Annotated in this window: 14 protein-coding genes and 1 pseudogene; 3 read left to right on the top strand and 12 right to left on the bottom strand. The window is 35.9% G+C overall.

Annotated elements, in window-relative coordinates; genetic code table 11:
* Position 1: 1 nt before the first annotated feature.
* The 5 genes from ADIARSV_RS10195 to ADIARSV_RS10215 form a co-directional block, all read right to left on the bottom strand.
* Positions 2-1663 carry a sialate O-acetylesterase gene (locus ADIARSV_RS10195; protein WP_040299717.1) on the bottom strand — a complete coding sequence of 554 codons (1662 nt, stop codon included), beginning with the start codon at positions 1661-1663 and terminating at the stop codon, positions 2-4.
* A 43-nt stretch (positions 1664-1706) separates the two neighbouring features.
* Positions 1707-4502 carry a chitobiase/beta-hexosaminidase C-terminal domain-containing protein gene (locus ADIARSV_RS10200; protein ID WP_083936557.1) on the bottom strand — a complete coding sequence of 932 codons (2796 nt, stop codon included), beginning with the start codon at positions 4500-4502 and terminating at the stop codon, positions 1707-1709.
* Positions 4503-4683: 181 nt separating this feature from the next.
* Complete coding sequence (locus tag ADIARSV_RS10205) at positions 4684-5889, bottom strand: putative glycoside hydrolase (RefSeq protein WP_016195422.1); 1206 nt, start codon at positions 5887-5889, stop codon at positions 4684-4686.
* Positions 5890-6099: 210 nt separating this feature from the next.
* Positions 6100-7302, bottom strand: a complete 1203-nt coding sequence (locus ADIARSV_RS10210; RefSeq protein WP_040299718.1) for a putative glycoside hydrolase — start codon at positions 7300-7302, stop codon at positions 6100-6102.
* A 204-nt stretch (positions 7303-7506) separates the two neighbouring features.
* Positions 7507-10008: a glycoside hydrolase family 95 protein gene (locus ADIARSV_RS10215; RefSeq protein WP_016195425.1), complete on the bottom strand. Its 2502-nt coding sequence runs from the start codon at positions 10006-10008 to the stop codon at positions 7507-7509.
* A gap of 434 nt (positions 10009-10442) precedes the next feature.
* Between ADIARSV_RS10215 and ADIARSV_RS23325 the strand changes: the two are divergent.
* Positions 10443-11361, top strand: a pseudogene (locus ADIARSV_RS23325) (IS982 family transposase).
* Positions 11362-11566: 205 nt separating this feature from the next.
* Here the strand turns inward: ADIARSV_RS23325 and ADIARSV_RS10230 are convergent.
* The 7 genes from ADIARSV_RS10230 to ADIARSV_RS10260 all read right to left on the bottom strand — a co-directional run bounded on the left by ADIARSV_RS10230 (position 11567) and on the right by ADIARSV_RS10260 (position 20099).
* Complete coding sequence (locus ADIARSV_RS10230) at positions 11567-13309, bottom strand: alpha-L-fucosidase (RefSeq protein WP_040299721.1); 1743 nt, start codon at positions 13307-13309, stop codon at positions 11567-11569.
* A gap of 19 nt (positions 13310-13328) precedes the next feature.
* The gene (locus ADIARSV_RS10235) at positions 13329-14486 is read right to left on the bottom strand and encodes a glycosyl hydrolase family 28-related protein (RefSeq protein WP_016195428.1); all 1158 of its coding nucleotides are present in this window, start codon (positions 14484-14486) and stop codon (positions 13329-13331) included.
* Between the two features lie 5 nt (positions 14487-14491).
* Positions 14492-15967: a sulfatase-like hydrolase/transferase gene (locus tag ADIARSV_RS10240; RefSeq protein ID WP_016195429.1), complete on the bottom strand. Its 1476-nt coding sequence runs from the start codon at positions 15965-15967 to the stop codon at positions 14492-14494.
* A 43-nt stretch (positions 15968-16010) separates the two neighbouring features.
* Positions 16011-17318: an alpha-L-fucosidase gene (locus ADIARSV_RS10245; protein WP_016195430.1), complete on the bottom strand. Its 1308-nt coding sequence runs from the start codon at positions 17316-17318 to the stop codon at positions 16011-16013.
* A 243-nt stretch (positions 17319-17561) separates the two neighbouring features.
* A complete protein-coding gene (locus tag ADIARSV_RS10250) occupies positions 17562-18335 on the bottom strand; it encodes an IS5 family transposase (protein ID WP_016195431.1) in 774 nt (257 codons plus the stop codon).
* Positions 18336-18349: 14 nt separating this feature from the next.
* Entirely contained in the window at positions 18350-18604 is a 255-nt protein-coding gene (locus ADIARSV_RS10255; RefSeq protein WP_016195432.1) for a transposase, read from the bottom strand.
* 85 nt (positions 18605-18689) lie between these two features.
* Positions 18690-20099, bottom strand: a complete 1410-nt coding sequence (locus ADIARSV_RS10260; protein ID WP_040299722.1) for a glycoside hydrolase family 30 protein — start codon at positions 20097-20099, stop codon at positions 18690-18692.
* Between the two features lie 164 nt (positions 20100-20263).
* On the opposite strand from ADIARSV_RS10260, the gene ADIARSV_RS10265 reads away from it, so the two are divergent.
* Positions 20264-21280: a transposase gene (locus ADIARSV_RS10265; protein WP_016195434.1), complete on the top strand. Its 1017-nt coding sequence runs from the start codon at positions 20264-20266 to the stop codon at positions 21278-21280.
* A complete protein-coding gene (locus ADIARSV_RS22510) occupies positions 21265-21432 on the top strand; it encodes a hypothetical protein (protein ID WP_235048398.1) in 168 nt (55 codons plus the stop codon). Before ADIARSV_RS10265 ends, ADIARSV_RS22510 begins: the two co-directional genes overlap by 16 nt.
* Positions 21433-21650 lie beyond the last annotated feature (218 nt).

The following is a 21650-nucleotide window of genomic DNA, read 5'->3' on the forward strand; positions in this document are numbered from 1 at the left end:
ATCAATTGTTGTTTGTTTTGAATAACGATGCTGGCAAACCTTCTTTATTATATAAATTTGCTCCTTCTGGGTTAGACGACCAAGCATACCTCACCTCTATTGGTTGTGAAATTCGGGGATGCCATACTTCCACTTTATTTTTATCAATAATTCGAGCTTCTGCCCATTTCCATTGCTGATCTGCACCACAAATTTGAAAACGTTTTAAGGGTTCGTTTACTTCAACTGTTGGGTTCAGCAATTGCTTTTTCCCTACCATTAAACCCGAGCCAGCATTATCAAAGTGGATTACCATCTTACTCCCCTTAACTTCAGCATTTTTGTATAATGGTCCGCTATAAACGATATTTTGACCATAAGCCTGATGTAGAGCCCATAAGGAAAGTCTTTTTCCAACTTCCATTTTATTTTTTGGATGAATATCTGAGGCTTCACCAATATCATTTAATACCGCTAATCCTGTGTTGTTAAGTTTTAGAATTTGACTTTGCTGATAAGAAATTGTAGCCCATCCATCTTCATCTCCAACAGGCTCTTTATTTGGAGATCTATAATTTGCTAATTGACTACAAAAGAAAAAGAATTGTTTTTGTCCCCAAGCTGCTCTCCAGCCTTCAACTAAAGCCGCAAGTCGTAGCCCATAATCATTAGCGGAATTATCTGTATTACTTTCTCCTTGATACCATATTGCGCCTTTAACAGCGAAAGGAACAAGTGGGTGAACCATGGCGTTGTAGAGTGTTCCTGGCACTTGCTTATCTCGGGCTGGAGATTCTATTTTTCGAGGTTTATCTGGTGCTTTTTCGCCTTTTGTTTCTGCCGACTTTACTTTTTCTTCCCACTCAACAAGCAATTGTTTATACGCTGTATTAGCTTTTTGCTCATCCCAGTTTGAAAGATTTTCTTTGTAAGCGGCTATTTCTCCATCATAATATGCTTTCAAAGAACTATTTTTCTCATAAGCATTGATAGGCATCCAAGGTTCAATACGGGTTGCACCTAAATTGCAACTGATAATGGCTACAGGAACGTTTAATTTTTGACGCAATTCTTTCCCGAAGAAATAAGCAGTGCCGCTAAACTCGTTAACCTCAACAGGTATCGCTTTTGACCATTCGCCTCTCCCATTCGTTTGCTCTTCCAACACACTAAAACTGTTACCCACTTTAAACTGACGAAATAAAGGATCGTTTGCTGTAGCTGCTTCATTCCTTAAATAGGCTACCGCTGGTTCATAAGCGGGATCTGTTGCTTCTCCCATCAACATTCTAAATGGACGGTACATGTTAGATTGTCCGCTACAAAGCCAAACCTCCCCAACTAAAACATCCTTTATTTTAATCTCTTTCATTTTGTTGTCCCATTTAGAAGTAATGGTCATCATTTGGGGTTCAGCCGAAGCCCTTAAAGCATCCAAATCTATTCTCCAATTTCCATCAAGATTTACTTTTACCGATTTACTTTGCCCTGCAAACAACACATTCACAATTGCATTTGCCTGTGCTGTGCCCCAAACTGGCACTTTTTGCTGACGTTGTAAAACCATCTGATCTGCAAAGATGCTAGGCATTGAAAAATCTTGCGCAAAAGAGTTATTAGTCAGCAGTAACGTAAGAACTATTATTAAGCGGCTAAGCTTTAGCTTAGATAAATGCTTTCTCATTTTTTATTTTTAAATCAGTTTTAGTTATTATTCAATAAGTTATTTAAGGAATTTTAACTTCAAATTTTTTAAAATTATAATCTCTTGCTGCGGTAACGATTATTGTTTTCCCTTTATTAATTTCAAACTGTTTTTTTAAAGCAGCTATGTTTTGAATTTTATTGCCATTAACTTGTTGTATTACCCAGTCTGCCGGTAATTGAGCTGTTATCCATATTTTTCCTTTTTCGGGATCGATGGATTTGATATAGCAACCATAATTATATCCACCTGTAGCGTCAATTAAATCAGGATCATCAGCAATATTGATTAATAATGCGCCTTCTAATTCCATTTCGAGTGCTTTCTTATTTGTCTTTCCTTCTTGTCCTTCATATTTACCAGTTAACAATGTACTTAGCCAACTTGGATAAACTACTTCATTTACTTTGGTAAAATTGGCTTCGTTTACAAAACCTATTGAAATTCCATTTTTATCAAATGTTTGTGCTTTTAAAAGGGTTGAATTTTTAATATTTATAGCACCTTTATATTTTTGAGAATGAATACTTGGTTCAGAACCATCAAGCGTGAAGTAAATATCAGCTTCTTTTCCACCTCTTTTATCTGCTATTACCTCCACTTTTGTTTCTCCCGAAAAATCTCCTCCAAAAGGTTTTATCCTGGTCATCTCATGGCCAAACTCATCCATTGGGAAATTTTTAAAGCCCAATTTTAAAGCTGGCGAATTTGCCTGAACTTGATAATTTCCATTCTTTGGATCAACAAATAAAGGGTCTGCTACTTTTGATTTCTCATCAAAACCTTTTTCCTGCCATTGTTTAAAAGTTACTTTATCCACGATGTACTCATTCTTTGGCGCATTTACATTCCAATATAAATTATCATCGTAATGAGTACTCCATTTGGTATCGGTAGGCAATCCAACTTGTCTGATATAACTATTGGTAGGTTCTGCATTACCTGGAATAGCTCCAGAAATCACAAAAATGTTTTTATAAATCTCATCTTCAGATGCTTTTGGCCAAACATGCCAACCTAGCGGGACAGCACTTACAGTAATATTGTTAAACACTTTTCTCAACATCCCATCTCGTAATTTGATAGTTGATCCTAAATTAAGGTTATGATAAATTTCATAATTACTTGAACCATCATCCAAATCTATCGTCCAATTTCCGGCGCTAATAGATTTACGATAATTTGCAATTTTATTATTCCTCACAATAACCGGGTCTATTGCATCAAGCTTGGTAAGCTCTTTCATAAAATCTGCATCGGTTCCTCTTGAACCACTCCATTGCCTTTCTCTACCCCAAGCATTAAAAGGCCCATGTTCTCCGGTTTCCCTTACGGTTTCCCAAATGTCATTATACTCTATAATATGCCCCCCCCAAGTGCCATCATTAATACATATACCTGCTCTCGGACAATTATAAATGGTATTGTGTGATGCTACTATTTTGTGGCTCATAGAAATATAAACGCCTGCGACTTGCTTACCTACATCTCCAATATCATGCATCACGCTATTTTCTACTATGCAATTTTCTGGGTAATCAGGTGTTTTTGGGCCTGATGTTAAATCCATGTTTTTACGCATTTCATTCCAGTTTTTTCCATAAATTTCTTTGTCATCCCAAGTTTGATAAAAGCGTACAGCAGATGGAGAGCCTACAAAACAAACAGCACTCTCGCCAGTATGTACAAAACGACAAGATTTCACTTGGTTGTTCCGGTTATAGCTGCTCATAAAAACACCATTACCGCCAACATATTCAAAATTGCAATCTTCTACCACACAATTTTCAGCACCTTCCATAAATATGGCTCCGCCTCTGTGTATTGCCCAATCTCCACGAGCAACAGGCTCGTACTTATCCATATAGGTATAGCGAGATTGTGTAAAATTGAGTCCTTTAAAACTGATGTTTTTTACTGGCGATTCTTTAGTACCAATCAATTGAATAAAGTCTTTTAAAATGGGGACTTCTACCTTAGCATTTTTAAATTCTTGAATATTCTGTGGATAATAATACAGCAGTTTTGCTTTTGTATCCAAAAACCATTCGCCTGGAGTATCTAACTCTTCAAATATATTATCTACAAAAAACCAAGAAGCACTTTCACCAGAGCCTCCAATACCATGATCTCTTTGTAATTGCCAACCGCCTTCTCCTAAATAGAGCTTGTTTTCTGTGCGATTAACCTCTTTTACTCGGTACTGCATATTGCCCCAATTATGACTCTGGAAAGCATGTACTATTCCTGTTTCGGGGTTTTTCCAGTCTTTATTGGTAAAGGTTTTTGAATCAAAAGACAACCATTTATCATATCTATGATTTGTACCTCCTATTACTTGCTGGTAACCATTACCTCCACGTAGTGGATTTTCATAATCATAATCTGGGAAACGGGCTCTTACTTTTCTTTCTCCATTGATAAATACTTGGTCGAAAGTTAAGCCAGAAGGAACCGATGCGACATAAATACCATTTTTATAGGCATTCCATTTTAAGTTTTTCAGTTCTTTTGAGCCTTTGATATTTACTTTAGAACCAGGCAAAGCAGAAAATAGTACTGGATTTTTTAACGAACCAGAGGATTCAATACCTATCGTGATTGTTTTATTCAAATAATAATCTCCCTCTAAAAACCAAACATGAACAGGTTCTTTTCCAGCAAATTTCTTGGTCTCTAATAGTGCTCTTTCAAAGCTTAAAAAAGGCTGCACTTTTGTCCCTACATTTTTATCGCTACCGATTGAAGAAACATAAATTTCTTTAGCCATAACTGAGTTGATACCTAGAAAAAGTGTAATTAAAATAAATATTCTCATTATTGTTATAAAGGTTTTATTTATTTGTTATTCCTATTCTCTAAACATGCTATGTTTAGATATAGCTGATTATTCCACATTATCAAATATCTAAAAGATAGCGCAAGCATATTTCTCAATTCCTAACTTAAATGTCTTCACCTATGGCAATATTTTATAAAAAAAAACTGCTATTACATCCCTAATGCCAAGTAATTTTAGCCTTTCTAGTTTCTGTATTCACCCAAACACTCGCATGTTCAAATTCTCGGGTAAACTCCCAACTATTTGGATTTACTCTATTATACGCTGCTTTAGGACTTCCAAGTGGTTTTGAAAGTTCTGGATAATCTATCAGGTTACCGTCTGATAAATTCCATCCCCAGTTCCATTGAAGATAAGAATAAGGTTGTGCTCCGATAAGGAAACAGGATAAATAATATTCTAACTGATCTTTAGAGCGTTTAATCATACCGTCTGTATTTGTTGCACCGATAGTTATATCGGTAGGACCTTTACCCTTTGCACCAAACCGATAAATCGTCATTTTGCCTGCTTTTGAAATTTTCAACATATCATCCCATTCTTTAAGTAAATTTTCCTTCCTTAAAGTTTCTGGATTAGCATGTTCGAACATAAAAGCATCACAAAAAGGGAAAACCGCCTCATTATCGGCTGCATTATTACCAATAAGTATCTTGCTAGAACCTATTTTTTGTTTAAGTGCCGCCATCATTTCAGCTTTTGCCTGTACAATTTCAGGCTCTTTTTCTGCAGGGTAACCAGATTGTCCAGTTGGATTCATACGATCGATAAAAATACCGTCGGCACCTGTAAGCTTAACGCCTTCCGCGGCTTGTTCTACCCACCATTTACGAAAATCAGGATTTAAATAGTCAAAGTAGTAGGTAAATGCTGGACCGTTAGTCTTTTCCATCAATTTCCCGGTCTTAGGATTTTTGACTAAAAATGCTGTTGTAGGTTTCTTTGCAGCAACACCGGCTGGAGTAAGATCTTTATTAAACCGGGTAAATGGCCAAGCAACAAATGAATTGTAATAGTATAATACCTTGATACCAGGCTTGACTTTGTGAAATGCGTCTACCTCTTGTTTTGTACCAAGTACGACGTCGCCTAAAGCGTTAAATCCATGAGATTTTTCAATCGTTATAAAATCGGTTCTTTTCGCAATAAACTCAACTTCATCTGGTTTAAGCACTCGGTCAATATCACCGAAATGGTAGTACATCGGCGTAGTTTCCCAACTAAATTTTGGGGCAAATGTATTTTGTTTAAAATCGGTACCATCGCTTATTTGCGATGGAGAACTTTTTTGGGCACAAGCCCCCAAGCTTAATATGCTTAATCCCGCTATACTTAGCGTTATTATAACTTTTGTTCCGGTCATTTAAATTTTTTAATAAATTTTCATTCTTTAGTCTTCAGTCTCGTCATAATTTTAATACTACACGAGATTTTAGCTAAACTCAGCGGTTATTGGTAGGCTTTCAACCGTCTGGTTTCAATTTTTAACTTTTACTATCCTTAACTTTTAAGTACCCTTACTTTATAAAACCCTTTTCTGATTGAATTAATACCATTAATGGTTAATACGTTATTAATTCCAGGTAATCTTTGCCTTTCTAGTTTCTGTATTAACCCAAACATGTGCATGTTCAAATTCTCGGGTAAATTCCCAACCATCTGGGGTTACACGTTTAAAAGCTGCTTTGGGTGCGCCAAGTGGTTTTTGCAATTCTGGATATCTTATCAAATTTCCATCCTCTAAATTCCATCCCCAATTCCATTGAAGATATGAATAAGGTTGTGCTCCGATAAGGAAACAGGATAAATAATATTCTAACTGATCTTTTGACCTTTTTACCATTCCATCTGTTTTTGTTGCCCCAACAGTGATGTCGGTAGGACCTTTTCCCTTTGCGCCAAAACGATAAATTGTCATTTTCCCAGCTTTAGCAATGCGAAGCATATCGCCCCATTCTTTAAGCAAATTTTCTTTGCTGGTAACTATTTCATTATAATGCTCAAACATAAAAGCATCGCAAGAAGGAAAAACATCTTTGTTATTGGCAGCATTATTACCTATCAATATTTTATCGGGTCCTATTTTTTGTTTAAGTGCAGCCATCATTTCGCCCTTGGCTTTGGAAACTTCAGCTAATTTATCTTGTGGATAACCTGATTTTTCATCAACATTCATTCGATCAATAAAAATACCATCGGCACCAGAAACCTTAACACCTTCTGCAGCAGACTCTGCCCACCATTTACGAAAATCTGGATTTAACGCATCAAAATAATAAGAAAAATTCGGCTTAAGTTTTGTCGTAAGTTCTCCAGTTTTTGGGTTAATCTCCAAGAATTTTTTTAATTCCTTATTTTTTTCGATACCTTCTGGAGTAAATTCTTTATTAAACCTTGTAAAGGGCCAAGCAACGTAAGAATTGTAATAGAATAACACTTTAGCATCAGGCTTGATTTTATGGAATGCCCCTACCTCCTGCTTTGTGCCGAGAACTGCATCGCCTAGTTCATTAAATGCGTGTGATTTTTCGATACAGATGAAGTCTGTTCTATCGGCAATAAATTTTACTTCTTCTGGTTTTAAAACTCGATTAATATCACCAAAATGATAGTACATTGGTGTGGTTGACCAGCTAAATTTTGGGAAAAATGTTTTTGATTTAAAAATGGTGCCATCGCTCACCAGCAATGGCGATTTTTTTTGAGCATAGGTACAAAAGCTTAATGTTGCTAAACCCAACATAACCAGTACAATATTGAATATTTTCCTATTCATGATTATAATATTTTTTTTAATTATTACTGTCCTCACTGATTTCACTATATTTTATTTGCAAAAATCACTACCCGCCTTAACCTCTATATGCTGAATTTCATGATAAGTAAAAATAAATCGTTGAAATCCCTAAATTTTACATTCTATTTTTCTCAAATTGTTCTTTAATTATCTCATTCAATTTCTAAAGAATTTTAAAAAAACTCAATACTTTCTAACCAACCTAATTTCTTGGCCTGCAACAGTAGATATATCATATTCATTAATTGGAAGCAGGTCCAATCCTTTCAACGAAGCTTTTTCAGACACTAAAGGCGCTTTAATATTTCGGGGTTTGTAAAAAGGATTTGGATTTTCTCCTTTTGCCTTTTTAAGCTCACCTTTATCTTCAATCTTTAATTCTGAATAAGAACGAACACGCAAATTCCCCCCCCGAGTTGATTTAATCACAGCTTTAGCTACTTTTCCGTTTTCCCATTCTAAAGATTCTACAACAAAGCCTCCTCTTGCTCTAATTCCTGTTACACTTCCATCTTTCCAAACATCTGGCAAAGCAGGGATTAATTGAATGGCTCCATCATGGCTCTGCACCAGCATTTCTGCTAAACCAGCAGTAAAACCAAAATTACCATCAATTTGAAATGGAGGATATGCATCAAACATATTAGGAAAAGTTCCAATACCTATAGGTGAATTTGGCGCTCCTACTAATTTAATTTGATCGCCCATCAATTTATAAGCATGGTTACCATCAAGCAACCTTGCCCACATATTTATTTTCCAGTTCATGGACCAACCTCTAGATTCATCACCTCTTTGTGTAAGCGTATTTTTAGCTGCCTCAAATAATTCAGGATTTTTATATGGCGAAATTTGATTTGATGGATACAGACCATAAAGGTGTGAAACATGGCGGTGATCTTCTGTTGGGTCATCTACATCGTGAATCCATTCTTGTAATTGATTATACTGTCCAATTTGATTAGGAACCAGTTTAGTAAGCGTATTTTCAATTTTTTTAATGAACTCTGCATCGGTATTTAATAATTTTGCAGCTTTAACTGTTTTGGTAAGCATATCAAACACCAACTGATTATCCATGGTTACACCATAAGCTAAATTTACATTTTTAGGATTATCTTTTGGGCCATGTTCTGGAGAAATAGCCGGAGACATTACTAACCAGCCATGTTCAGGCTCTGGCGTTAAAAAACTTAAGCAAAACTCGGTAGCACCTTTCATTGCTGGATATACAGAACGCAGATAATTTAAATCTCCGCTAAAATCATATTTTTCCCACAAATGTTGGCTTAACCAGACGCCACCAGTTGTCCACATACCCCAAGTAGCACCATCAACAGGGCCTGCAATACGCCATAAATCTGTGTTATGATGGGTAACCCAACCATCTGCTCCATACATATCATGTGCAGTTTTTTTACCAGTAACTGACAAGTCTTTTACCATCTCTATCAATGGCTCATGCATTTCGGTAAGGTTGGTTACTTCGGCTGGCCAATAATTCATCTCGGTATTAATGTTTACTGTATAAGCACTTTTCCAAGGTGGTGTTAAATCATTACACCATAATCCTTGTAAATTCGCTGCCTGCCCGCCTGGTTGCGAAGAACTGATTAACAGGTAACGTCCAAATTGGAAGTATAATGCTGCCATAGCAGGATCATTTGTTTTGCTGAATTGCCTTATGCGTTCATCAGTTGTGTTTTTCGCACTCTCGGTTGTGCCCAAGTTAAGTGCAACTCTGTTAAAATATTTTTGATAATATGCAATATGAGCGCTTAGTAATTGATCATAACTTTTCTTTTCTGCTTTGGTTATATAATCTGTAGCTCTTTTATTTTCATCAGCACTGATATCATTATAGTTTACAAAGTTAGTAGCTGTTGAAACGTACACTATAACACTGTTGGCACCCGAAACAGTTAGCGAGGTATCACTAGCTAATAGAGTTCCACCGTTTGGAATAACTTTTACTCTGGATTGAAACTTTACCAATCCTTTTATAGGAGCTGAATTTTTGACTTTTTTATTCGCTACGTCAGAACCTTGCCCTACCATTTTTAAAATGTTCTTATTTTCTGTTGATACGGTAACTTTTGATGGGGCAGGACGATCCATAGTTGCAGTAAAGCTAATCTTCCCAGTTTTACTGGCAGTTAATCTGATTACCATTACCTGATCGGTAAAAGAGGTAAACATTTCACGTTTAAAATCTACTCCATCTACTGTATATGTTGTAGTAGCTATTGCTTTTTGAATATCTAACTCTCGGTAGTAATTTGAGAACTGATCTTGGTTTGAAAAATTCATTCGTAGATTACCCACGGTCTCATAATTCATTCCATTTGACTTTTGTGTAATAATATCTGAATTAGCTAAACTTTGAGCTTCAGTTAATTTACCCTCAAACATTAGTTTTCTAACTTCTGCTAAAGACTCTTTAGCTTTTGGGTTATCGTTACTATTAGGACTGCCCGCCCAAAGGGTATTCTCATTTAGTTGGATGTTTTCTTTACTTGGAATTCCGTATATCATAGCTCCTAAACGTCCATTACCAAGAGGCAAGGCTCCATTCCAGTCAGCAGCGGGTGCATTATACCAAAGTATTAAATTATCTTTTCGGGTTTGACTATTCGCTTTAAATACTGTGAATAGTAATAAAACAGCTATTAAATTAATTTTCATTTATTAAGTTTTGAATAAATTACTGGAGCATAGAAATTAGCCACGACAAGTTACATAAACGCATAACGCATAAAACATAAACTAACATTCTCAAGAAGAGCCCATAGAAGTATCAAAGTTATTAATGAGAGTAATTAAGATTGGTTTCTTATACTTTGCATTAAAAAAAAGTCCGATCAACTACAACAAAAGTTTGACTCATACATATTTATTAAGATTAGATGTTTATAATTCAACTTTATTAAAAAAGCTAGTGGGCATTATTTAAGTTATTTGAATCAAATGTATGAAAGCTAAATCAATTTAGAAATTTTATTCTAATTAATTTATATTAGCCTGAGTTCGATAATTAATTCTATATAAAATTGTAATCATGCTAGTAAATATTTGTATTTAAGTATCCGACATTCAAATATTTATGTATCCAACAAAGCTTGATTACATACGATATACGTTACCGGTATTTTCTGCATAGTTGACGAATTTTGCAAGAAATTTGATAAAACCACTAAAAACTTCATTCTTGGGAAACCTTCTCGACGTCCACCTACAATGTCTATTAGCGAGGTGATTAGCATTTTGCTCTTGTTCCAGATCCGCGGTTTCAAATGGTTTAAGCATTATTATATTTCTTATGTACAGAAACATATACTGGATGATTTCCCTAAAAATAGTATCCTACAATCGGTTTGTAGAACTTAGCCAAAGTGTAATCATGCCTTTGACCATATTCCTTAAAACCTGTTGTTCAGGCTCTTGTACGGGCATTTTTTTTGTGGACTCCACACCAATAAGAGTTTGTCAGAACAAACGTAACAAGGCAAACAAGGTATTTAGGGATACTACCGAAGTTGGAAAATCCACAATGGGCTGGTTCTTTGGCTTTAAGCTTCACCTGGTGATCAATGACAGAGGCGAAATTATCCATTTCCTGATTAGCCAGGGGATATAAATGATAGGATCCTTTGAAAAGAGAAGAGTTCTTGAAAAAAATATTTGACAAGTTGTTTGGAGACAAAGTCTACATTTCTAAAGAGCTGTTTGAAATCCTTTTTACAGATGGCCTACATTTGGTCACTGGCATTCGTAATAATAAAAAACAGCCTTATAAGCATGAATGATAAGATTATGCTTATAAAAGGTCTGTTATATAAACTGTAAATGACGAACTCAAAAACATCTGTCAGATTGAACATTCAAGACATCGCTCATTCATTAATTTAGTGGTTAATATTTTGGCAGGTTTGGCTGCATACAGTTCTTCCCCAAAAACCACCAATCAAATATCATACTGTAAAAACTAATCAATTGTACGCATTTTTAATTATCGAACTCAGGTTATTAACAAGATGAGTATAAAATCGAGCAAAATATCTGCTAATTGCGTTCAAAATCCATTATTATTTCTAGTTTAACCTTGGTTTAAAATACTCTCTTTTAGAAATGGATTCAAAAAATATAAACATAAAGATATCCATTGACAAATAAGCCCTACCTCTTTAATTCCATTGATTGCAATTAGGAGGTAGGGGTATAGAATTTTACTTCTTTTTTAAGTTTATTTCTTGGTCAGTTCTAATTTCAAATCTTTTAAATTAACAGGATTCCAATTACCAGCAACTGGTTTAAGTATAACTTTATAAACTCCAGCTTTTGAGATTTTTATTGAACCGAATTCCTGGCCGATAAATTTATTGTAGTCACCACTTGGTGACATACTTAAAACTTGAGATTCTTCACCAATGCTGATACTAACTTTTGCATCTTTTAGAGAAGCCGTTTCTGCAGAGATTTTAAAGTTTCCTCCAGTATGAACTGTAACTGTCCAGTTTACTTCTGCAGATTCGCTTGTCCATTTTCCTATGGCTTTTTTATTCTCTTGATATTCTGCGCCTTGTTCATTCAAATTCTGAAACTGTGCTCTTTCGGCAGGTAAAACCAAAATACCATCCGCATTTTGAATAAGTTGATCAGATTGTATGGCATTTGAGGATTCGTTAAGGTTTAGCACAATAACCGAAGCATACTCGTTAGGTGCTTTTCCGGTTAATTTTACCGTAATACCTTTATCATCACTTTTGGTTTCAAATATTCTTTTTGGATCTGTTAACAAATAGCACGACTTCACTCTGTTTTTTAATTGCACAAGAATTTCGGTATTGTTCTTCCAATCAAAAACATGCAAATAGGCAATAGATTTACCGTTTTCGGTTTTCAAAGTAATTCTGCCCCAATTAGGTTGTACCCTTGGCCCCGCTTGTGTGCCATAAATAGCTTCGTGGTTTACATCCATCCATTTCCCTACTTCTTTCAATCTGCTTATCGCTACTGGAGACAAAGTTCCATCGGCCCTTGGGCTAACATTCAATAGATAGTTTCCACCCTTTCCGGCAATATCAACCAAGTTACGTATCAACGCTGATGGAGTTTGGAATACAGTATCAGATTTTTTAAACCCCCAACTGGCACTAATTGGCTGGCAAATTTCCCAATATTTATCATCAGGTTTAACCTTAGGAATACCACGCTCAAAAGTTTTATAATCTCCGGGGTAACCTTCTCCTAATCTATCGTTAGTAATGATACCTGGTTGTAAAATAGAAGTGATACGATGTAAACTGTCGACAACTTCTTTGGTCATTTGACGAGGTGTATCCCACCAAAAAATAGATATAGGTCCGTATTCTGTTAACAATTGATTAACTTCTGGTAAAGCTTTTTCTTTTACATACACATCATTACTTACGTGTTGCATTTTTTTATCCCAGTTGTTACCTAAGCCTCCTGGGTGACTCCAATCTTGTGCTTGCGAATAATAAAAGCCAAAACGAAGACCTTGTTTTTGGCATTCTTCGGAAAGTTCCTTTAAAACATCGCGTTTAAACGGAGTGGCATTTACAATATTAAAAGGATTACTTTTTGATTTGAACATAGAAAAACCATCATGATGTTTGGAGGTTATTACAATGTATTTCATCCCAGCTTCTTTAGCCAAAGCCACAAAACTTTTAGCATCAAAATTAGTAGGGTTAAATTCGTCGGAGAATTTTTCATACTCTCCTAGTGGAATCTGACCTTTATTCATGATCCACTCGGCACTATTTGAAATTTCTTTCCCTTTGTATTGACCAGCAGGCACAGAATAAATACCCCAGTGAACAAACATTCCGAAACGGGCATCTTGCCACCATTCCATTCTTTGTTCTTTAGGTATTTGTTTAGTGATGGGTTTGTTTTGAGCAAAGGTTATATTCAGCATCAAAACAAAGACTGTTATCATTGTAAATTGTGATCGTTTCATCGTGTTAATAATTTTTTATTTACCATAAAAGTTTTACATCCGCTGGCCATTGCTTCACATCAGTATAATTCTCATTACCTTTTTTAAATGTGCTGTTTTCCATTTTAACATCGCATTTTAGCAAACCCATATCAATTTCTTTATTATTAAAAACACTATTGATAACGTAGCTATTATTCACCGAACGCCACAAAGCTCCCCACCTGTTATTTATAATTTCACATCTATTTAAGATCACTTTTTGAGGTGCATATTTTGGATCTTCTGTATAATTATACTTATCGTAATAATTTTCGCAAGGAAACCAAAGTGCTACTTGGCCGCAACCAGAAACATGGTATTTATGGAAAAAGATATAACCCGCTTCTTCATGATCGGATTGGATTCCGTTTTTGCTACAATCTTTAATGGTACAACGTTGGGCTAAAACAAATTCACAAGAAGTATATTTATTTCCTTTCCCTAAAACAGGATACGACATATCGCAATCTGATTGCAAAATGTATTTGTTATACAAAAAATAAACATTGTGATACAAGGAATTACCTGAACCATTTTTTTGGAAATTACAAGCATCCATCACAATATTATCAGTACGTTTCATGTGTACGCCTGTGCCTGCCCAGTTTTTTACGTCAACATGCTGAAGCATGATGCGGTTATGCCTTTCTCCGTTTTTGCCTGCCATTAAAATACCATGAGCCTTGCTATTTCCTCCAATTCCTATAATGGAAAGATTAGAAATCACAACATCAGTAATTTGTGGCAAAGGATCGGCCTGAAAAGCTCCTCCATCTGTTAATCCAATATCTTGCTTAATGATGGTATGCTCTGTACCTTCGCCAATAATGGTTACTTTACTTTTTAATACAATAGGTTTACTCACTAAATAAGTACCCTTTTTTAGTAAAACAACGCCACCATTTCTAGTAACTTTATCAATTGCTTTTTGAATAGATTCGCCAGGGTCTACCGCAATAACAGCATTTAACCATTGGTGAGGATAGCTTACATGCACAAAATCATTATTCCATTTTGCTTTCATAGTAGTATAAACCTCTGGCTCAATCTCTACCCTTTTTAATTGATAATCAGGAATTGGCTTAAAAGCAAAAACTGCAGTTAAAAAAATCACAGCCAGCAAAGCAAATGGTCTATTTAAGCTTTTAAAATTCATCAGGCTTAATTTTTAATTTTAGGCTGGTTCCATAAACGATATGGATCGTAATTAGCAATCATCTGTTGCAAAAGTAAACCTTCCATTTCAGCTAGTTTTTTAGCGTATTTAGGATTGTTTGCCAAATTGGTTTCCATAGCGCCACTTTTATGGTGTTCTGGTAAATATTCGTTAGGGTTTTCTGCTAAATTAAATAGCTGAGTTTGCCTAACCGCTCCGTTCATTGCATCGTATTTTATCAGTTTCCAATCTCCCTTTTTCACAGTGCGTATACCCGGTTTTGTACCGCCCGCATAAGCACCATACATAACATCTCTAATTGATGTTTTTTCTCCAAATAAAACAGACTTAAAACTTTTACCCTCTACTTTTTCAGGGATTTTTATACCTGCTAAATCGCATAATGTCGGCAATACATCTAATAAATAAATATTTCCTTCTACCCTAGTGCCCGCTTTAATACCTGGTCCTTTTACAAAAAATGGAACTCTCCACGTATGCTCATATAAGTTTTGTTTGCCCATTAAACCATGTCTACCAATAGCTATTCCATGATCTGCGGTATAAATTACATAGGTATTATCCAACTCACCCATATCTTTTAATTTTTGGAGTACTTTTTTCAGCTGATTATCTATGTTTTCAACACATGCATACTCTCTACCTAGCTCATTTCTTACGGTTTGTAAATCGCGGTTTTTCCAAACACCACTTACCATTTCTTCATCTCTCAATTCTGGATGACCGATAAAAAAAGGATGTTTAGACAAATAATTAGCTTGTAAAGGCGGTTGCTTAGGATTTAGGGCAGGTAAAGTATTGGGATCTGTATGGTTGGTTGCGCCATATTTCGACAATAACTCTGGTGTACCATCTCTTACATCATGTGGATGAGAAAAGCCAAAATAAATCATAAAAGGAGCTTCTTCCTTTGTTGCTTCTCTCTCATCTAAATAGGTCAACACCTGTTTAGAATGCCAAGCACTGCCGCTTTCTTCTGTCCCACCACGTTTTGTTGCCTCTTTATTTACGGTGAACAAAGCATTGGCTTTAGGGTATGAATTTCCTTTTTTACAAGTACGCATAGTTTTATAACCTGCTCTGTTAAAAATAGCGCCCATCGTATTATATGCCATCGTATCTGGATGGTTTTTGTTGATAAATTCTTTGCCTTGTGAGGGAATGTGCCAAAGTGTACGCCCGCTCATAATCATGTGGCGAGATGGCGCACAAACTGCACCTACCATAGATCCCATGTGTCTGGCGCTTTCAAAAACCATCCCTTCAGCAGCTAGCTGATTAATGGTGGGGCTTTCTAAAATCGACTTTCCATCATAAACTTTTAAATCAAATGGAGATTCATCATCCACCAATACAAATAGAAAGTTTGGACGCTTTTTTTCTTTTTTGAAATTTTTGAAACCTGTGAAGCATGACACTATTAACAGTGCGAGTACCCCTTTTTTAAGTGCTTTATTCATAAATTTATTCAACTAATTATCTTTATTCCCTTTTATATATAATCTATTCTTGCTGTACTTTTATTACACTTACTAATTCATTTACTGGATTTTTAGGCAGGAAAATAGTGCTCCCATTTTGATTAATTTCAATTGATATTTTTTCTGAACTACCCAAGAGTTTTGCATTTTGATTTTGCATTTGAGGAATAATTAATTTCCTGTCTTTAGGCCATTTGAAAACAGACAAATAATAGATTGTTTTGCCATTTTCAACCTTTTTTGTGCAACGTCCCCAATCAAATTTACCAAAAGGACTTGCCGTAGTCCCATATATTGCTTCGCCATTCATTTTCATCCATTCACCTATTGCTTTTAAGCGATTTATAGATTGGTCTGGAAAAACACCCTCGCCTGTTGGCCCAACATTTAAAAGAAAATTCCCTCCTTTACTTGCAATATCCACTAAGTTTTGAACCAAAGATGCGGCACTTTTGTAGTTCGTATCTGCTTTGTTATAACCCCAATGGTTATTCATAGTATAACAGGTTTCCCAAGGTTTAATATCGGCACTGTCTAATATTTTTTGCTCAGATACAGTATAATCACCCAAATCTGGTCCAACTCTATTATTTATGATACAGTTGGGTTGAATGCTATGAATTAAATCTACCAATTCTTGACCTTGCTCTTTGGTAATATGCTCGTAGGTATCAAACCACAATATCCCAATAGGCCCGTAATTAGTTAGTAGTTCACGAATTTGGGGTTTTACCTTTCTTTCAATATATTTAGATAAATCTTTCCCTGCCTCGTTAGGAAAATCAATTAGATTACTTCTCCAACCTATTTTATCTCCTTTACCTGTGGGTACATCTGGGTCTTGCCAATCTCTACCCAAAGAGTAATACACACAAAGCTTAATGTCTTCTTTGGCACAAGCAACAGAAAGCTCTTTTAATGGGTCTCGTTTAAAAGCAGAACCTTGAACAATATTGTATGGATTGGATGGAGAATTGAACATGGCAAAACCATCATGGTGTTTAGCTGTGATAACCATGTATTTCATTCCGGCATCTTTGGCAATTCTCACCCATTCATCTGCATTAAACTTTACCGGATTAAATGTTTTTGCATATGCCGTATATCCTGCCAAAGGTATTTTTGCAGTTAACTGTAACCATTCTGCATGGTTAATAGTTCCTTTCCACTCACCACCAGCTTTTGAATAAATACCCCAATGGATAAACATCCCAAAACGAGCATCCTCCCACGACGCTAACTTACTTTTGGTACTTAAAGCTTTCGGTTGTGCAACACCCCAACTCAAAATTCCAAAACTTAATAAATTCAGTATTAATATTTTTCTCACTATTTTCATTTAAAATTTTTGTTGTCCGATAATGGGTAGGGGTTCTTTTTTCAATAAAGAGCAAAAACTGCATGCAAACCTATTAAAAAAGACTCATTTTCATTAAGGGAAGTTCTAATAACCCCTGTTTTTTTAATTATCTGTCATTTATTTCATAAATTATTTTTTAGGATAAGTTATGAAATAAAAATTGGGGTAAATCATAATATTAAGGCATTTAGCACCTTGCTTTTGTGCCCTTTTTTATAGTATGGACACACTTCTCATACCGGATTGAATAATGTGAATTGCACGGGTCATATTGTAGACCATATTCATCAATGTAATCTTTGCTGTTGCGCGGTCTATACCAATAGCCATCACCTTTAATTCATGACCTTGTCTGTGCATCCAGGCAAATACATGTTCCACTCTGGCCCTTACTTTTGACTTCTCCCTATTCTGTAGCTTTTGCTCCTGGCTCAATGGTGTATTGCGGTATGCTCGTTCATGGATCTCGCTTTTAATTCCCAGTTCCTTTAGAGCAGCTTCCTGTTTATCGCTCCGGTAAGCACTATCGGCATATAAAGGTTTGCCACAATCATCCTCATTTAGCAGATCCGGCAGTATTTCACTATCATGGACACTTACAGAACTGGTCTGGAATCCGGTGATCAGTTTAGATCCGATATCGACCTTTACATGGTTTTTATAGCCGAAATAGAGCTGATTGTTCTTTTTGGTCCAGTCCGCATCGGTATCCTTGTGGCGCATCTTGTTTAGGCTCCAGTCTTCAGGAAGATCACCTTCTTTCAACTGTTCGTTTTCTTCCCTGCTGTTACGTTGCCTGGGAGCAGTGACAAAAATAGCATCTACCATACTTCCTTTTTTGGTGTACATGCCCGCTTTTTCCAGCCTGCTGTTAAAGGCTGTAAACAGGGTATCAAGTAACCCGTTTACGATCAATGCTTCCCTAAAATTACGGATCGTGTTCTGATCAGGAATCTGGTCATTCATCCCTAAACCCAGGAAACGCATGAAAGTCAGGCGGTCTATGATCTGAAACTCAGTTTGGGCATCAATAAACCATATAGGCTCTGCAGCACCAGGATCTTAAATAGCATCACTTTATCATAAGGCGGGCGGCCGCCTTTACTATAATCTATTGTAGCAAAACCATTCTTGATTAATTCACGGAATCCCTCCCAATCTATATGTTCATCATGTGTTTTTAAGGGGTCTTTATAATTGCCTAATTTATCTTGATGATCCATAAAATCAAAGAGTGTGCGTTCCCGTTTTTTCATACTTAAATTTAAACCTAAATTATGGAAGGTTCTTAGGAACCCCCTTAATTTTAATTTTTATCAGACAGCAATGATTTAAAATTTACTATTTACCAATAATGATGGCGATTAAGCTATTAGCTGGCACTGTTATTTTAGTTGATTGCGCACCATCTTTTATCTCATACCCTTTTTCTACTCCCTCATCATTTTGAACAATGATTTTTATTGTCCCAGTTTTATCCTTTACAGAAATCATCCCACCCTTATGCATAGAAGCTATTCTTACATCGCCTGGTTTTATTATTGCACTCATCAAATAAATGGCATTGTAATCTGGATTGTATTGAATAGATTTTGTTTTTCTATCTATATTGATTAATGAATTTTGTTTCCAACCCCACCCGCTTTCACCGGTTTCATTTAAAATCATATTCCAGTAAGTGTAGGCCGTACAGCCAGAATTGATATATGACGCTACCTCACCAAAGCGCTTTCTAGCTTCAGTAGAAGAATTTGCGCCACCGTTGCAATTGCCTTCGGTATGAAAAATTTTAACTTTAGGATATTTAATCTGAGTTTCTTGAATATATTGAGATGAAGAATATTGCACACCAACACCTCCCAATTGATCAGCACCTTTAGTTGATAAAAAATCATACATATCTAATTGGGCTGCCGAGCGAAAAGTACCTCCAAATAGTTCGGTATTCAGGTTATCTTTTTTGAACTGAGGAATAAGGTATGCTGTAGCAAAATTTACCATTTCTGCTGGAGGCATTAAACAACTAGGATATTTAGTACTCATATCCACTTCGTTTTGTATGGTTATTCTTTTGATATTTATGCCGTTCTCTTTATATGCCAAAACATATTTTGCCAGATATTTTGAATATGCATCATATATTTTAGGGATCTTTTTAAGGGTATTTACCTTAGCTCCGGCTTCTGTTTCCACCATAGAATTATTTTGCTTCATCCATGCAGGGGGGCTCCAAGGTGATCCAAAAACAAATAAATTGGGATTAAATTTAAGTGCATTTTTGATATAAGGAATTACGTATTTCTTATCTCTATTGATTGAAAAATGCGACATACCAAAATCATCGTTCTCATTTGAATAGCTATATGCATCCAAACCAAAGTCGCTTGCGCCAATGGCGGTACGACAAAAGCTAAAACCAGCATGTTGAGCGCTAAACAAGTTTTTAAATAGTCCGTTGATTTGCTCTGCGTTGAGGTAAGAAATGGCTTCCCCTCCATTTTCATTAAAAGCCCCACCTATTCCTTCTAAAGTTTGAAACTCAATATTTGGGTAAATAATTAAGGGACTATTTTTTTTTATGGTTCCATCAAAATACTTCGTTTTTTGGGTTTTTATTGGGTTGGCTTCTCCTGAATCTAAATTCACATATACAATTTTAATTTTACTCAAATCAAACTGGTCTGTTTGAGAATAAGCAAATTTCAAAAGACACACAAGAACAATCGTTGTGCTAATTTTCAAATATTTCATTTAGATTTTTTTTTGCTTTTATTAAAATATTAAATCTTTTTAATTATTTTACTACTTGTCTAAAGCTTCGCAGGAAACTTTTATGGATATTTAGTGTATAAAAAACAGCAGTTTTTGAATAACACACTCAAAATGAGTATATTAAAGTCACAAAACAAAAAAACATGCTGCACTCCAAAGATACCAATAGAATTTCTGAAATAAAAACCCAATTTGATTCTAAGGAAAATAAAACATTGCGTTTGCTAAACTGGTTATCGTTCTTTGAATTTAAATCTATATACAAATCACTCGATCCGGTTAAGAAAAAAGGGTTTAAGATTACCGATTTACTGGGTATGCTTTTAATTGTACCCTTTACCGGAAAAACAAATATGCATTCTCTTTTACAAAGCAGCAGTACACCGCTCACCGCCCGTAAGGATAGCTTTTACCGGATGAAAAAGATGCATGAAATGGGAGAAGCTGCTGTTTGGATTCGCTGGTCGATTTGTAAAAATCTGTTAAGCCAAAGGAACGGCTACTGCTCCAGGACATCGGATGCTGTTATTGATGACAGCTTGTTGACCAAATCGGGTACCATAATGGAAAACATCAGCCGTTTATGGGACCATGTATCCATGCGTTATGTGCTGGGGTACAGGATGCTGGTACTGGGTTATTTTGACGGCAAAAGCTTTCTTCCTGTAAGTTTCTCCCTTCACCGGGAGAAGGGTAAAAGAGAAGCAAGCCCCTATGGATTGAAAAGAATGGAATATCAGGGCCAGTATCATAAACAAAGGAATGCAGACAGCCCTGCAGGCAAACGTACCGCAGAGATAGATAAGGATAAGATTACCACTGCCATCCGTATGATCAAACAGTCCTGTGGTAGCCTGGAAGTTGATTATCTGCTTATGGACAGCTGGTTTACCTGTGAGAAAATGCTGGCCTGTGCCCATCCAGTCAAGGTAAAACTCATCGGAATGATGAAAATGGGCAACGCCAGGTACCTCTTCAGAGGGAAAGAATACATGGTCAAAGAGTTGATCGTGCTGTTAAAAAAAGAGCAGAAGAGGTGCAGGAAGCTGAGTGCTATGTATATCGAAGTACCTTTATTTTATAAGGGAAATGCGGTAAAACCGCTCTTCTCTAAATTTGGAAGGAACGGTAACTGGCAGCTGCTTTGTCTACGGACCTGAACGCGGGCTATCTGAAAACAGTGGAACGTTACCAGGTTCGATGGTCTATTGAGAATTTTAAAAAAAAAAGCAAACAGTATCTGAAAATCGGTAAAAGCCAGGCCGGAGATATTGGTGTTCAGTTTGCCAATATCTCCATCAGCATGATCTAGTATATCCTACTAACGCTAAGAAAACGGTTCGGTGAATATGAAACTAAAGGTGCCGTATTCAGGGAAGCAGAAGAGAAAATAAAAGATTCGACTCTGGATCAGCGCTTATGGGGATTACTGTTGGAAATGGTCAAACTTATTGTTGAAATATTAGAACTTCCATTAGATGATTTGGATCAGTTTATGGCTAATTTAATTCAAGAAAATAAAGTTAAAAA

The sequence above is a fragment of the Arcticibacter svalbardensis MN12-7 genome (genome assembly GCF_000403135.1).
Taxonomy (GTDB): Bacteria; Bacteroidota; Bacteroidia; order Sphingobacteriales; family Sphingobacteriaceae; genus Arcticibacter; species Arcticibacter svalbardensis.